We start from the raw sequence: 14,565 nt of genomic DNA on the forward strand, positions 1-14,565 counted from the left end.
AATAAAATCATCTTGTTATGAAGAGAAAATGCCATTTTGCCAACAAACCGTACACAGGTTATCCACAGATGATCAGGCCACCGGCGTGTCCACCGCTACCGGCTCCGGCGGCAGCGAACCCATGGCGCGTTGCTGGGCTTCATTCCAGGCGGCGGCGCGGTCATTCAGTGCGGCAATTGCACGCGGTCCTTCACCTTCGGCGTACATCGGTTCCCCGATCACCACGGTGATGGTGCCAGCACGTTTTGCCCAACCGGTTTTTGGCCAGTACTTGCCGGCATTATGTGCAATCGGCAACACGGGCAGGTGGGCGTTGACGGCCAATGCCGTGCCGCCGCGTGAGAACTTGCCGACGGTGCCGTAGGGCACACGCGTACCTTCCGGAAAGATCAGCACCCAGACGCCGTCCTTGAGCAGCTCGTCGCCCTTTTTGGCCACGTGCTTGAGCGCCGCCTTGGGGTTGTCGCGGTCGATGGCGATCGGGCGCAGCATCGCCATCGCCCAGCCGAAGAACGGCACATACAGCAGCTCGCGCTTGAGCACTTGGCTCAGGGGCGAGAAGTACGCCGAGAGGAAGAACGTCTCCCACGTGCTCTGGTGGTTCGACAGAATCACGCAGGGCTGATCCGGGACGTTTTCCGCGCCCTTGACCTCGAAGCGGATGTTCAGGAACACCTTGGTCAGCCACAGCGCGCAGCGGCACCAATAGACGTTGATGAAGCGATAGCGCGCCTTGAACGGCAGAAAAGGCGCGATAAAAAAGCTCAGGGTGCACCAGAGAAACGAACTGGTGCCCAACAGCAGGTAAAAGAAGAAGGTTCTGATGGCCTGCAAAATCGACATGGCGGCATTTACCGTTGCGGGACACAGCCCGCCTGTTGAAGGCGCACTCCCGAACAGTCCTTGGTCAGGCAGTCGAGGGCGGCTAGTTGTTGATAAGTTCTGCGGCAACCGCCGCCAGATCGTCAAAAATCAAGGTGCCTACCGGCAGGTTTTTCGCCTGGGTCTTTTCGCCTTTCCCGGTCTTTACCAAAACTGGCTGAGAGTCGACGGCTTTGGCCGCCTCCAGGTCACCGAGGCTGTCCCCGACGAACCATAGCCCAGCCAGGGGCACGTTGTAATGTTCTGAAATGGTTTTCAACATGCCAGGCTTGGGTTTGCGGCAATCGCAGCCCTCATCCGGCCCGTGGGGGCAGTACACCACCAGTCCCACCTCACCGCCCTGCTCCGCCACCAACGTGCGCAAGCGCGCGTGCATGGCGTCCAGGGTAGCGATGTCGTAGTAGCCGCGGGCGATGCCGGACTGGTTGGTGGCGACGGCCACCGTCCAGCCGGCCTTGCTCAACTGCGCGATGGCCTCGATCGCGCCGGGCAGTGGGATCCATTCCTCCACCGACTTGATGTAAGCGTCGGAGTCGTAATTGATCACCCCGTCCCGATCGAGAATCAGCAGTTTCAACATGATCAGCCCAATACGGAAATGTCAGCGATGTTGATGAACAGACCGCGCAAACGCGCCAGCATGGCGTAGCGGTTTTTCCGCACGCCGGCATCTTCGGCATTGATCATCACCGCTTCGAAGAACGCATCCACCGGCTCGCGCAAGGTGGCCAGGCGCGCCAGTGCTTCGGCGTAGTTGCGTTCGGCGATCAACGGTTTCACCGCATTTTCCGCCTTGGCGATGGCCGAGTTCAGCGAGAACTCCTTGGCATCGGCGAACAGGCCTGGGTCGACATCGGCATTGCCGAGGTTGTCGGCCTTGCTCAACAGGTTCGACACGCGCTTGTTCACGGCAGCCAGGGCGTCGGCTTCCGGCAGTTTGCGGAAGGCCTGCACGGCTTGCACGCGTTGGTCGAAGTCCAGCGCCGAACCCGGTTGCAGGGCACGTACCGACAGGTACACCGAAACGTCCACGCCTTCGTCTTCGTAACGCGCACGCAGGCGGTCGAACACGAACTCCAGCACTTGCTCGGCCAGGCCGGTTTGCTTGACCTTGCCGCCGAACTGGCCGACCGCGAACACCACGGCCTGGGTCAGGTCGAGGTCGAGCTTCTTGTCGATCAGGATCCGCAGTACGCCCAGGGCCGCACGGCGTAGGGCATACGGGTCTTTACTGCCGGTAGGCAGCATGCCGATGCCGAAGATCCCGACGAGGGTATCCAGCTTGTCGGCAATGGCCACGGCCGCACCGGTCAGGGTGCTCGGCAACTCGGCGCCAGCACCGCGCGGCATGTACTGCTCGTTCAGGGCAAGGGCGACATCGTCCGGCTCGCCGTCGTTGAGGGCGTAGTAGTAACCGGCAACGCCTTGCATTTCCGGGAACTCGCCGACCATCTCGGTGGCCAGGTCGCACTTGGACAGCAGGCCAGCGCGCGCAGCCCAGGCAGCGTCACCGCCAATGCGCGGGGCAATGTAGGCGGCCAGTTTGGAAACGCGCACAGCTTTGTCGTAGACGCTGCCGAGTTTTTCCTGGAACACCACGTTTTGCAGGCGCAGGTTGAAGTCTTCGAGCTTCTGCTTCTTGTCTTGCTTGAAGAAGAACTCGGCGTCGGTCAGGCGCGGGCGCACGACTTTTTCGTTACCGGCGATGATCTGCTGCGGGTCCTTGCTTTCGATGTTGGCCACGGTGATGAAGCGCGGCAGCAACTTACCGTCCACGTCCAGCAGGCAGAAGTACTTCTGGTTGTCCTGCATCGTAGTGATCAGCGCTTCTTGCGGCACATCGAGGAAGCGTTCTTCGAACGAGCACACCAGCGGCACCGGCCATTCAACCAGGGCGGTCACTTCGTCCAACAGGCTTGGCGGCACGATGGCGGTGCCTTCCTGCAGGCGGGCCAACTCTTCGGTGCGCTTGCTGATCAGCTCGCGACGCTCGTTGGCGTCGGCCAGCACATAGGCGGCGCGCAGGTCGTTGAGGTAGTTGGCCGGCGCGGTGATACGCACGCTTTGCGGGTGGTGGAAGCGGTGACCACGGGAATCGCGGCCGGCTTTCTGGGCAAGGATGGTGCAATCGATGACCTGGTCACCGAGCAGCATCACCAGCCACTGGGTCGGACGCACGAACTCTTCCTTGCGCGCACCCCAGCGCATGCGCTTGGGGATCGGCAGGTCGTTCAGGGAGTCTTCGACGATGGTCGGCAACAAGCTGGCAGTCGGCTTGCCTTTGATGACCTGGCTGAAACGCAGTTTCGGGCCGCTCTGGTCGATCTCGCTCAGCTCGACGCCACACTTCTTGGCAAAACCCAGCGCTGCTTGGGTCGGGTTGCCTTCGGCGTCGAAGGCGGCCTGGCGTGGCGGGCCGTCGAGGTTGATGCTGCGGTCCGGCTGCTGGGTTTCCAGCGCGGTCAGCAACACCGCCAGGCGACGCGGCGCGGCGTAGACTTTTTTCGCCTCGAACTTCAGGCCGGCGCTTTGCAGGCCTTTTTCGATACCGGCCAGGAACGCATCGGCCAGGGTGTTCAGTGCCTTGGGTGGCAGCTCTTCGGTGCCCAGTTCAACCAGAAAATCTTGAGCACTCATTGTGCAGCCTCCAGCTTAGCCAACACTTCATCACGCAGGTCCGGGGTTGCCATCGGGAAGCCCAGCTTGGCGCGAGCCAGCAGGTAGGCTTGGGCGACGGAACGCGCCAGGGTGCGAACACGCAGAATATATTGCTGGCGCGCGGTCACCGAGATGGCGCGGCGGGCGTCCAGCAGGTTGAAGGTATGGGACGCCTTCAACACCATTTCATAGCTCGGCAACGGCAGCGGCTGGTCCAGTTCGATCAGGCGCTTGGCTTCGCTTTCATAGAAGTCGAACAGTTCGAACAGCTTCTCGACGTTGGCGTGTTCGAAGTTATAGGTCGACTGCTCCACTTCGTTCTGGTGGAACACATCGCCGTAGGTCACTTTGCCGAACGGGCCGTCTGCCCACACCAGGTCGTAGACCGAATCCACGCCTTGCAGGTACATGGCCAGGCGCTCGAGACCGTAGGTGATCTCGCCGGTCACCGGGTAGCACTCGATGCCGCCCGCTTGCTGGAAGTAGGTGAACTGCGTGACTTCCATGCCGTTCAGCCAGACTTCCCAGCCCAGGCCCCAGGCGCCCAGGGTCGGCGATTCCCAGTTGTCTTCGACGAAACGGATGTCGTGGACCAACGGGTCGAGGCCGACATGTTTCAGCGAGCCGAGGTACAGCTCCTGGAAGTTGTCCGGGTTCGGCTTCAATACCACCTGGAACTGGTAGTAATGCTGCAGACGGTTCGGGTTTTCGCCGTAGCGGCCGTCAGTCGGGCGCCGACTGGGCTGCACATAAGCGGCGTTCCAGGTTTCCGGGCCGATGGCCCGCAGGAATGTAGCGGTGTGGAAAGTGCCGGCGCCTACTTCCATATCGTAGGGCTGAAGTACCACACAACCTTGCTCGGCCCAGTACTGCTGGAGGGCGAGGATCAAGTCTTGGAAGGTACGCACGGCTGGCGTAGGCTGGCTCACGAAATTCACCTGTTACTTGGGCTGCGATTTAAAGAGCGGGAGTATACCCGATTCGGCCGCGCCACCATCCCCTGGAGCCTTATGCCACGCTGCTTTTGGTGTTCTGAAGATCCGCTGTACATGGCTTATCACGATCAGGAGTGGGGAACGCCGCTGCGCGATGCGCAGGGTTTGTTCGAGTTACTTTTGCTCGAAGGGTTCCAGGCGGGCCTGTCCTGGATCACCGTTTTACGCAAACGCGAGCATTATCGAAAGGTCTTGTTCGGTTTTGATGCACAGCGCCTGGCGCGGCTGAGCGATGCCGAGATCGAAGCGTTGATGCTCGACCCAGGCATCGTGCGCAATCGTCTGAAGCTCAACGCCACCCGCCGCAACGCCGCGGCCTGGTTGGCGCTGGAGGACCCGGTGGGGCTGCTGTGGTCGTTTGTCGGCGGCGTGCCCAAGGTCAATCACTTCAAGGACCGCAGCGAAGTCCCGGCGATTACCGCCGAAGCCGAGGCCATGAGCCGCGCGCTGAAAAAAGCCGGCTTCACCTTCGTCGGGCCGACCATTTGCTACGCGTTCATGCAGGCCTCGGGCATGGTCATGGACCACACCCAGGACTGCGACCGTTACGCGGACTTGGCCAACGCCGGTTAGAATGCGTGCTTTGCGCACCACACACGATCAGGAGTGACCTGTGGAAAAGTTTAAAGGCGCCTTGCTGGTAGGCGCTCTCCGGTTGTTTGCCCTGCTGCCCTGGCGCGCCGTGCAAGCCGTAGGTTCGGCGATTGGCTGGATCATGTGGAAAACCCCCAACCGCTCCCGCGACACGGTGCGGATCAACCTCTCAAAATGCTTCCCGGACATGGACCCGGCCGAGCGCGAGCGCCTGGTGGGCCGCAGCCTGATGGACATCGGCAAGTCCCTGACCGAAAGCGCCTGCGCCTGGATCTGGCCGGCCCAGCGCTCCATCGACCTGGTGCGCGAAGTCGAAGGCCTGGAAGTCCTCCACGAAGCCCTGGCCTCGGGCAAAGGCGTGGTCGGTATCACCAGCCACCTGGGCAACTGGGAAGTGTTGAACCACTTCTATTGCAGCCAGTGCAAACCGATTATTTTCTACCGCCCGCCGAAGCTCAAGGCGGTGGATGACCTGCTGCGCAAGCAACGCGTGCAACTGGGCAACCGCGTGGCGGCGTCCACCAAGGAAGGCATCCTCAGTGTCATCAAGGAAGTGCGCAAGGGCGGCCAGGTGGGCATTCCGGCCGACCCGGAGCCGGCCGAATCGGCGGGGATCTTCGTGCCGTTCTTCGCCACCCAGGCGCTGACCAGCAAGTTCGTGCCGAACATGCTCGCGGGCCACAAGGCGGTCGGCGTTTTCCTGCATGCCCTGCGCCTGCCGGACGGTTCAGGCTACAAAGTGATCCTGGAAGCAGCGCCGGAAGACATGTACAGCACCGACACCGCCACCTCCTGCGCGGCGATGAGCAAGGTGGTGGAGCGTTATGTCGGCGCCTACCCGAGCCAGTACATGTGGAGCATGAAGCGCTTCAAGAAACGCCCGCCGGGTGAGGCGCGGTGGTACTGACTCAAAGGCAACCCAAAACCAATGTGGGAGGGGGCTTGCCCCCGATAGCAGTGTGTCAGCCAATGCATATTTGACTGAACCTCCGCTATCGGGGGCAAGCCCCCTCCCACATTTGAGTTCCGCTCAAGCCTTGCGGTCGAGTTTTTTCAGGAACACCATCATTTCTTTCTCGGCCTGCTTGTCGCCATGGGCCTGAGCCGCCGCAATCCCCTTCTCCCAGGCCTGTCGCGCAGCAGGACGATCGCCCAATCCGACGTGCGCCTTCCCCAACAGCTTCCACGCAGCCGAATACTTCGGATCAAACTCGACACACTTGTGCAGATGCTCGGCCGCCTTGGCGTTGTCCTTCAGGTCCAGATAACCCTTGCCCAGCCCAAAGCGCAGCAGGGCGTTATCCACACCCTTGGCCAGCATTTTCTCCAGGGATTCGAGCATGTCGGTGTACTCCGTTTGATCAGAAAAAGCTCAACCCCACGTGGAACAGCTTCTCCACATCGCGGATATGTTTTTTATCCACCAGGAACAGGATCACATGGTCGCCGGTGGCAATTACCGTGTCGTCGTGGGCAATGATCACTTCTTCATCGCGAATGATCGCACCGATGGTGGTACCCGGCGGCAAGCCGATGTCGCGGATGGCCTTGCCGATCACCTTGCTCGACTTCGAGTCGCCATGGGCGATCGCCTCGATGGCTTCCGCCGCGCCGCGGCGCAGGGAGTGGACGCTGACGATATCGCCACGGCGCACGTGGGTGAGCAAGGTGCCGATAGTCGCCAACTGCGGGCTGATGGCGATGTCGATATCGCCGCCCTGGATCAGGTCGACATACGCCGGGTTATTGATGATGGTCATCACCTTCTTCGCCCCCAGCCGCTTGGCCAGCAGCGATGACATGATGTTGGCTTCGTCATCGTTGGTCAGGGCCAGGAAGATATCGGCGTCGGCGATGTTTTCTTCCATCAACAGGTCGCGGTCCGAGGCGCTGCCTTGCAGGACTACAGTGCTGTCGAGGGTGTCGGACAAATGCCGGCAGCGCGCCGGGCTCATCTCGATGATCTTCACTTGGTAGCGGCTTTCGATGGCCTCGGCCAAGCGTTCGCCGATCTGCCCGCCACCGGCGATGACGATGCGTTTATACGTCTCATCGAGACGACGCATTTCGCTCATCACGGCACGAATATTCGCTTTGGCGGCGATGAAGAAGACTTCGTCGTCAGCCTCGATCACCGTGTCGCCCTGGGGCAGGATCGGCCGGTCACGCCGGAAAATCGCCGCGACGCGGGTTTCCACATTCGGCATGTGTTCGCGCAGTTGGCGCAGTTGCTGGCCGACTAACGGCCCGCCGTAATAGGCCTTCACGGCGACCAATTGCGCTTTGCCGTCGGCGAAGTCGATCACCTGCAACGCGCCGGGAATCTCGATCAGGCGCTTGATGTAGTGGGTGACCACCTGCTCCGGGCTGATCAGCACGTCCACCGGGATCGCGTCGTTGTCGAACAGGCCGGCGCGGGTCAGGTACGCGGCTTCACGCACCCGGGCGATCTTGGTCGGGGTGTGGAACAGCGTGTGGGCGACCTGGCACGCGACCATATTGGTCTCGTCGCTGTTGGTCACGGCCACCAGCATATCGGCATCGTCGGCACCCGCCTGACGCAGCACCGTAGGAAACGACGCACGACCCTGCACGGTACGAATGTCCAGGCGGTCGCCGAGGTTGCGCAGGCGCTCGGCATCGGTGTCGACCACGGTGATGTCGTTGGCTTCGCTGGCCAAATGCTCGGCCAGCGTGCCACCGACCTGCCCTGCCCCGAGGATGATGATTTTCATCCGGTTACTCCCTTTGAACCGTTCAGCCGCGTGCGGCGGCGATCTTGATCAGTTTGGCGTAGTAGAAGCCATCGTGTCCGCCTTCCTGTGCCAGCAATTGGCGCCCGTGGGGCTGCTTGATGCCGGCTGCCGTGGCGAGGTCCAGCTCGCGCGCGCCGCTGGTACGGGCGAGGAAGGCTTCGATGACCTCGGTGTTCTCGGTGGGCAAGGTGGAACAGGTGGCGTAGAGCAGGATGCCGCCGACTTCCAGGGTCGGCCACAACGCGTCGAGCAGTTCGCCTTGCAGCACGGCCAGGGCGGCGATGTCGTCGGGTTGGCGGGTCAGCTTGATGTCCGGATGGCGACGGATCACGCCGGTGGCGGAGCACGGCGCGTCGAGCAGGATGCGCTGGAACGGCTTGCCGTCCCACCAGGTGGCGGTGTCGCGGCCATCGGCGGCGATCAGCTCGGCGCTCAGGCCCAGGCGTGCGAGGTTTTCCCGCACGCGCACCAGGCGCTTGGCTTCCAGGTCGACGGCGACGACGCCGGCCAGGTCTTTTTCGACCTCCAGGATGTGACACGTCTTACCGCCGGGGGCGCAGCAGGCGTCCAGCACGCGCTGGCCTGGGGCCAGGTCGAGCAGGTCGGCCGCCAGTTGCGCGGCTTCGTCCTGCACGCTGATCCAGCCCTCGGCGAAGCCCGGCAGGCTGCGCACGTCGGTGGCGGCTTCGAGCACGATGCCATCGGTGCTGTACACGCACGGCGCGGCCGCGATGCCCGCATCGGTCAGCAATTGCAGATAAGCATCGCGGCGGTGATGGCGACGGTTGACCCGCAGGATCATCGGCGGGTGTGCATTGTCGGCCGCGCAGATGGCTTCCCATTGCTCGGGCCAGAAGGCTTTCAGGGATTTTTGCAGCCAGCGCGGGTGAGCGGTACGCACCACCGGGTCATGTTCCAGCTCGGCCAGCAGCGCTTCGCTTTCGCGCTGGGCGCGGCGCAGCACGGCGTTGAGCAGGGCTTTGGCCCAGGGTTTTTTCAGCTTTTCGGCGCAGCCGACGGTTTCACCGATGGCGGCGTGGGCCGGCACGCGGGTGTAGAGCAATTGATAGAGGCCTACCAGCAGCAGCGCTTCTACATCGACATCGGCCGCCTTGAACGGCTTTTGCAGCAGCTTGGCTGCCAGCGCCGACAGCCGTGGCTGCCAGCGCGCGGTGCCGAAGGCGAGGTCCTGGGTGAAACCGCGATCACGGTCTTCGACCTTATCCAACTGGGTCGGCAGCGAACTGTTCAGCGAAGCCTTGCCGTTGAGCACGGCGGCCAGGGCCTTGGCGGCGGCCAGACGCGGGTTCATTGGGCGGCCACCCCGAGAAGCGTGCCTACGGCAAATTTCTCACGACGGCTGTTGAACAAATCGCTGAAATTCAGCGCCTTGCCACCGGGCAATTGCAGACGCGTCAGACACAGCGCCTGTTCACCGCAGGCAACCAGCAGGCCGTCCTTGCTGGCACCGATGATTTCACCAGGGGCGCCCTTGCCGTCGGCCAGGGTGGCAGCCAAAACCTTCAAGGCTTCGCCGTTGAGGGTGCTGTGGCAGATCGGCCACGGGTTGAACGCGCGCACCAGGCGCTCCAGTTCCACGGCCGGGCGGTTCCAGTCGAGGCGTGCTTCGTCCTTGTTCAGTTTGTGCGCGTAGGTCGCCAGGCTGTCGTCCTGCACCTCGCCTTCGAGGGTGCCGGCAGCGAGCCCGGCAATCGCCTGGATCACAGCCGGCGGGCCCATCTCGGCCAAGCGATCGTGCAGGCTGCCGCCGGTGTCTTCGGCGGTGATCGGGGTGCTGACTTTCAACAGCATCGGGCCGGTATCCAGGCCCGCTTCCATACGCATCACGGTCACGCCGCTTTCGCTGTCGCCCGCTTCCACGGCGCGTTGGATCGGCGCCGCACCGCGCCAGCGTGGCAGCAGCGAGGCATGGCTGTTGATGCAACCCAGGCGCGGGATGTCCAGGACGACTTGGGGCAGGATCAAGCCATAGGCCACCACCACCAGCAGGTCCGGTTTCAGTGCGGCCAACTCGGCCTGGGCCTCGGCGTTGCGCAGGGTCGGCGGTTGCAGCACGGGAATGTGGTGCTCCAGCGCCAGTTGCTTGACCGGGCTCGGCATCAGTTTTTGCCCGCGACCGGCCGGGCGATCCGGCTGGGTGTACACCGCGACGATGTCATAAGGGCTGGCGAGCAGGGCCTTGAGGTGTTCGGCGGCAAATTCGGGTGTGCCGGCAAAAACAATGCGCAGTGGCTCGGTCATGGGCGTTCTCGGTTAAAAGCAGTCACAAAAGAAAAAGGCTTGCCGCAGCAAGCCTTTGGAAGAAGGGCATCAAGCTTGCTGGCGGTGCTTTTTTTCCAGCTTCTTCTTGATCCGGTCACGTTTGAGCGTGGACAGGTAATCGACAAACAGCTTGCCGTTGAGGTGGTCGCATTCGTGCTGGATACACACCGCCAGCAGGCCTTCGGCAACCTGCTCGAAGGGCTTGCCGTCGCGGTCCAGGGCCCTGATCTTCACGCGCACCGGGCGCTCGACGTTCTCGTAGAACTCCGGCACCGACAGGCAGCCTTCCTGGTATTCGCCCATTTCGTCGGTCAGCGCTTCGAACTCGGGGTTGATGAACACCCGTGGCTCGCTGCGATCTTCGGACAGGTCCATCACCACGACACGCTGATGCACGTTGACCTGGGTCGCGGCGAGGCCGATGCCCGGGGCTTCATACATTGTTTCAAACATGTCATCGACCAACTGACGAACCTTATCGTCCACTACGGCCACCGGTTTGGCGATCGTGCGCAGGCGCGAGTCGGGGAATTCGAGGATGTTCAAAATAGCCATAAGCGTAATTGCTGCACATGTGAGGTAAAGGCAAATCGGCGTAGGGATGGACCCGCACGGCCGGTGTGGAACGCTCGGAAGCCGCGAAGGCTATGGCGTTTCACGCGAACGTACATAATAAAGGAGATTCACCCCATGAGGAAATCGCTACTCGTCTTGCTGCTCTGGGCGCCGTTCGCCCAGGCCCTGCTTCCATCGCCCGGCCCGCGCCTGGATCAACCGACGCAACAGGCCATCCAGCGATTTTTGTTACACAATCGCATCCTCGATTCGCCCCTCGATCTCGATAACGCGCCCTACGTTGTCGCGGCTGAGGCCGGGCGAGTGCTGGGGGCCAATGGCGAGCGCGTGCATGCCCGCGGCGTCCTGGACCCGGCTCAGCCAAGCTATGGGATTTTCCGCCGAGGCAAGGTCTACACCGACCCCAAAACCCAGGAGTTACTGGGTATCCACGCCGATGACATCGGCACCGCGCACTGGGTGATGGCCGGCGACCTGACCACCCTTGCCGTACAACGGGTCACCCAGGAAGTGCGCCCCGGCGACCGCTTGCTGCGTGCCGAACCGCCGGTTGCGCTGGCCAGCCTGGAAGGCCCGCAGGCCGCGCCGTTTATCGAAGGGCGCATCATCGACGTGCCCAAGGGCGTGACGCAGATCGGCGTGTTGGATGCCGTGACCCTGAATAAAGGCCGCCGCGACGGCCTGGTCGACGGCCAACGGCTGAATGTGATCAAGACCGGCGCCACGGTACGCGACGCTCTCAGCGGCGCTCCGGTGAAGCTGGCCGATGAGTACGGCGGCATGCTGCTGGTGTTTCGCACCTACGAAAAACTCAGTTACGGCCTGGTCCTCAATGCCTCGCGGCCACTGGCGGTGATGGACCGTTTCGAGACGGCCCGTCAAACGCAATAAATAGGCTGCTAAATAAGTTACCAACAGAGTTATCCACAGCTTGTTCCGGTCAAGGATGATCAGATGTATCCGATAAACAGCAGTGAAATTTCCCCGGCAGAACTGGAAGCCCGGCTACGCTTGCACAGGCTGCCGGAACTGGGCCCGAAGCGTTTTCGCCGGTTGATCGACGCGTTCGGCTGCGCCTCGAAGGCGCTCAGCGCGCCGGCCAGCGCTTGGCGTTCGCTCGGCTTGCCCGCCGTCAGCGCCGAGGCCCGGCGCAGTCATGAAGTCCGCGAGGGCGCGAGTGTCGCATTGGCCTGGCTGGCGCGTCCGGCCCAGCATTTGCTGATGTGGGACCAGCCTGAGTACCCCGCACTGCTGGCCCAGATCGATGACGCACCGCCGTTGTTATTCGTCGCCGGCGACCCTGCGATCCTGGAAAAACCCCAGTTGGCCATGGTCGGCAGCCGTCGCGCATCGCGCCCCGGCATGGACACCGCCGCCGCCTTTTCCCGCAGCCTGGCGAGTGCCGGTTTCGTCATCACCAGCGGCCTGGCCCTGGGCATTGACGGCGCGGCGCATCAAGCGGCCCTGGAGGTCGGCGGGCAGACCATTGGCGTACTCGGCACCGGCCTGGAAAAGTTTTATCCACAGCGCCACCGACGCCTCGCGGCCGCGATGATTGCCCAGGGCAGCGCGGTGGTTTCCGAGTTTCCGCTGGACGCCGCGCCCCAGGCCGGCAATTTCCCCCGGCGCAACCGCATCATCAGTGGTCTGTCGCTGGGCGTGCTGGTGGTGGAAGCCGGCATCGCCAGCGGTTCGCTGATCACCGCGCGGCTCGCCGCCGAGCAAGGGCGCGAGGTGTACGCGATTCCCGGCTCGATCCATCATCCCGCGGCCAAGGGTTGTCATCAGCTGATCCGCGACGGCGCGGTGTTGGTGGAAACCATCGAGCACATTCTTGAAGGCTTGCGCGGCTGGCAGGCGCTGCCGTGTCCGGTGCCGCTGCCGGCGACTCATCCACTGGTCGCACTGCTGCATGCGGCGCCCCACACCAGCGAAGCCCTGGCGATTGCCAGCGGGCGGCCGTTGTCCCAGGTGCTGGCGACCCTCACCGAGTTGGAGCTGGAAGGCCAGGTGATCTGCGAAAGCGGGCGTTGGCTCGCGCGCTGCTAGGTTTTGCAGGGAAGATCGGTAAACTGCGCAGAGCTTTAGTCCGGAGAGTGAGTAATGGTCAACAGGTGGCGTGTGCTGGAAGCCGCACGAGAAATTCGCGCAGGCGCGGTGATTGCCTATCCGACCGAGGCGGTCTGGGGCCTGGGCTGTGACCCGTGGAACGAAGCGGCGGTGGACCGGCTGCTGGCGATCAAGAACCGCTCGGTGGATAAGGGCCTGATCCTGGTCGCGGATACTATCCGCCAGTTCGATTTTCTCTTCGAAGACTTCCCGCAGGATTGGATCGACCGCATGGCCAGTACCTGGCCGGGGCCGAACACCTGGCTGGTGCCTCATCAGGACCTGTTGCCGGAATGGGTCACGGGGGAGCACGACACCGTGGCGCTACGGGTCAGCGATCATCCGCTGGTGCGCGACTTGTGCTCATTGGTCGGGCCATTGATTTCCACCTCGGCCAACCCCCAGGGCCGCCCGGCCGCCCGCACGCGGATTCGCGTCGAGCAGTACTTCCGTGGCCAGGTCGATCTGGTGTTGGGTGGCGCCCTCGGTGGGCGCAAGAACCCGAGCCTGATTCGCGATCTGGTGACGGGTGAGGTTGTGCGGCCGTCCTGAGACCGTGGCGTGGCTATCGCGGGCAAGCCCGGCTCCCACATTCGATCGGTGTCCGTCATGACAACACGGTCAAATGTAGGCGCCGGGCTTGCCCGCGATGGCGCCCTTAGCCACGCCAGAAACCCCAAGCCTTACGGCAACAGAATGGTCGACCCGGTCGTGCGCCGCGCCGACAGTTCCGTCTGCGCCTTGGCCGCTTCCGCCAGCGAGAAGCGCTGGTTGATATCGATGCGTACCTTGCCGCTCTGGATCATCGAGAACAGATCATCGGCCATGGCCTGCAAGTCCTTGGGGTTGCTGGCGTAGGTCGCCAGGGTCGGCCGGGTGACATACAGCGAGCCCTTGGCCGCCAGAATCCCCAGGTTCACCCCGTCCACCGCGCCCGAGGCGTTACCGAAACTCACCACCAACCCCCGGGGCGCCGCGCAGTCCAGCGAGGTCAGCCAGGTGTCCTTGCCGACGCCGTCGTACACCACCGGGCATTTCTTGCCGTCGGTCAATTCCAGCACGCGCTGTGCGACGTTTTCCTTGCTGTAGTCGATGGTTGCCCAGGCGCCGTGGGATTTGGCCACGGCGGCTTTTTCCGGCGAACTGACCGTGCCGATCAGCTTCACGCCCAGGGCCTTGGCCCACTGGCAGGCCAGGGAGCCCACGCCACCGGCTGCGGCGTGGAACAGGATGGTTTCGCCACCCTTCAACTCATAGGTCTGGCGCAGCAGGTATTGCACGGTCAGGCCCTTGAGCATCGCGCCGGCGGCTTGTTCGAAGCTGATGTCGTCCGGCAGGTGAACCAGGTTGGCTGCGGGCAACACGTGCAGTTCGCTGTAGGCACCCAATGGCCCACTGCCGTAGGCCACGCGGTCGCCGACCTTGAATTGGCTGACCTCGCTGCCCACGGCGTCGACCACACCGGCACCTTCGGCGCCCAGGCCCGACGGCAAGGCCGGCGGCGCGTATAAGCCACTGCGGAAGTAGGTGTCGATGAAGTTCAGGCCAATGGCCGCGTTGCGCACGCGAACTTGCTGTGGGCCAGGTTCTGCTGGCGTGTAGTCCACGTACTCAAGCACCTCAGGGCCACCATGGACGCTGAACTGGATACGTTTGGCCATCTGCACTTCTCCTGGGTTTGAATTCGGGTAGCCCCCTATCGGACTCCTAAG

Annotated in this window: 15 protein-coding genes; 5 read left to right on the forward strand and 10 right to left on the reverse strand. The window is 63.0% G+C overall.

Annotated elements, in window-relative coordinates; translation table 11 throughout:
- Nucleotides 1-72: 72 nt before the first annotated feature.
- The 4 genes from INT12_RS06790 to glyQ form a co-directional block, all read right to left on the reverse strand.
- Entirely contained in the window at nucleotides 73-843 is a 771-nt protein-coding gene (locus INT12_RS06790; RefSeq protein ID WP_017848958.1) for a lysophospholipid acyltransferase family protein, read from the reverse strand.
- Nucleotides 844-925: 82 nt separating this feature from the next.
- Complete coding sequence (gene gmhB / locus INT12_RS06795; RefSeq protein WP_169850580.1) at nucleotides 926-1,465, reverse strand: D-glycero-beta-D-manno-heptose 1,7-bisphosphate 7-phosphatase; 540 nt, start codon at nucleotides 1,463-1,465, stop codon at nucleotides 926-928.
- The gene (gene glyS / locus INT12_RS06800; protein ID WP_057004924.1) at nucleotides 1,465-3,519 is read right to left on the reverse strand and encodes a glycine--tRNA ligase subunit beta; all 2,055 of its coding nucleotides are present in this window, start codon (nucleotides 3,517-3,519) and stop codon (nucleotides 1,465-1,467) included. The genes gmhB and glyS overlap by 1 nt, the downstream gene beginning before the upstream one ends.
- A complete protein-coding gene (gene glyQ / locus INT12_RS06805; RefSeq protein WP_003213601.1) occupies nucleotides 3,516-4,469 on the reverse strand; it encodes a glycine--tRNA ligase subunit alpha in 954 nt (317 codons plus the stop codon). Before glyQ ends, glyS begins: the two co-directional genes overlap by 4 nt.
- An 81-nt stretch (nucleotides 4,470-4,550) precedes the next feature.
- On the opposite strand from glyQ, the gene INT12_RS06810 reads away from it, so the two are divergent.
- The gene (locus INT12_RS06810) at nucleotides 4,551-5,108 is read left to right on the forward strand and encodes a DNA-3-methyladenine glycosylase I (protein WP_017848961.1); all 558 of its coding nucleotides are present in this window, start codon (nucleotides 4,551-4,553) and stop codon (nucleotides 5,106-5,108) included.
- Nucleotides 5,109-5,148: 40 nt separating this feature from the next.
- The gene (locus INT12_RS06815; RefSeq protein WP_017848962.1) at nucleotides 5,149-6,036 is read left to right on the forward strand and encodes a lysophospholipid acyltransferase; all 888 of its coding nucleotides are present in this window, start codon (nucleotides 5,149-5,151) and stop codon (nucleotides 6,034-6,036) included.
- Between the two features lie 123 nt (nucleotides 6,037-6,159).
- On the opposite strand, the gene INT12_RS06820 is transcribed toward INT12_RS06815, so the two are convergent.
- The 5 genes from INT12_RS06820 to def form a co-directional block, all read right to left on the reverse strand.
- Nucleotides 6,160-6,471, reverse strand: a complete 312-nt coding sequence (locus INT12_RS06820; protein ID WP_193039965.1) for a tetratricopeptide repeat protein — start codon at nucleotides 6,469-6,471, stop codon at nucleotides 6,160-6,162.
- A gap of 19 nt (nucleotides 6,472-6,490) precedes the next feature.
- A complete protein-coding gene (gene trkA / locus INT12_RS06825; protein WP_017848964.1) occupies nucleotides 6,491-7,864 on the reverse strand; it encodes a Trk system potassium transporter TrkA in 1,374 nt (457 codons plus the stop codon).
- Between the two features lie 22 nt (nucleotides 7,865-7,886).
- A complete protein-coding gene (gene rsmB, locus INT12_RS06830; RefSeq protein WP_193039966.1) occupies nucleotides 7,887-9,197 on the reverse strand; it encodes a 16S rRNA (cytosine(967)-C(5))-methyltransferase RsmB in 1,311 nt (436 codons plus the stop codon).
- Complete coding sequence (fmt, locus tag INT12_RS06835; protein ID WP_017848966.1) at nucleotides 9,194-10,147, reverse strand: methionyl-tRNA formyltransferase; 954 nt, start codon at nucleotides 10,145-10,147, stop codon at nucleotides 9,194-9,196. The genes rsmB and fmt overlap by 4 nt, the downstream gene beginning before the upstream one ends.
- Before the next feature lie 69 nt (nucleotides 10,148-10,216).
- A complete protein-coding gene (gene def, locus INT12_RS06840) occupies nucleotides 10,217-10,723 on the reverse strand; it encodes a peptide deformylase (RefSeq protein WP_017848967.1) in 507 nt (168 codons plus the stop codon).
- A gap of 135 nt (nucleotides 10,724-10,858) precedes the next feature.
- Here def and INT12_RS06845 point away from each other — a divergent pair, with 135 nt between their 5' ends.
- From INT12_RS06845 to INT12_RS06855, 3 genes are all read left to right on the forward strand, one after another.
- Nucleotides 10,859-11,635 carry a hypothetical protein gene (locus INT12_RS06845; protein WP_057004926.1) on the forward strand — a complete coding sequence of 259 codons (777 nt, stop codon included), beginning with the start codon at nucleotides 10,859-10,861 and terminating at the stop codon, nucleotides 11,633-11,635.
- Between the two features lie 63 nt (nucleotides 11,636-11,698).
- Entirely contained in the window at nucleotides 11,699-12,793 is a 1,095-nt protein-coding gene (gene dprA, locus INT12_RS06850) for a DNA-processing protein DprA (protein ID WP_169884422.1), read from the forward strand.
- A gap of 54 nt (nucleotides 12,794-12,847) precedes the next feature.
- Entirely contained in the window at nucleotides 12,848-13,405 is a 558-nt protein-coding gene (locus tag INT12_RS06855) for an L-threonylcarbamoyladenylate synthase (RefSeq protein ID WP_017848970.1), read from the forward strand.
- A 131-nt stretch (nucleotides 13,406-13,536) separates the two neighbouring features.
- On the opposite strand, the gene INT12_RS06860 is transcribed toward INT12_RS06855, so the two are convergent.
- Complete coding sequence (locus INT12_RS06860) at nucleotides 13,537-14,514, reverse strand: NADPH:quinone reductase (protein ID WP_017848971.1); 978 nt, start codon at nucleotides 14,512-14,514, stop codon at nucleotides 13,537-13,539.
- Nucleotides 14,515-14,565 lie beyond the last annotated feature (51 nt).

This window comes from Pseudomonas sp. K8 (assembly GCF_014889455.1).
Lineage (GTDB): Bacteria > Pseudomonadota > Gammaproteobacteria > Pseudomonadales > Pseudomonadaceae > Aquipseudomonas > Aquipseudomonas veronii.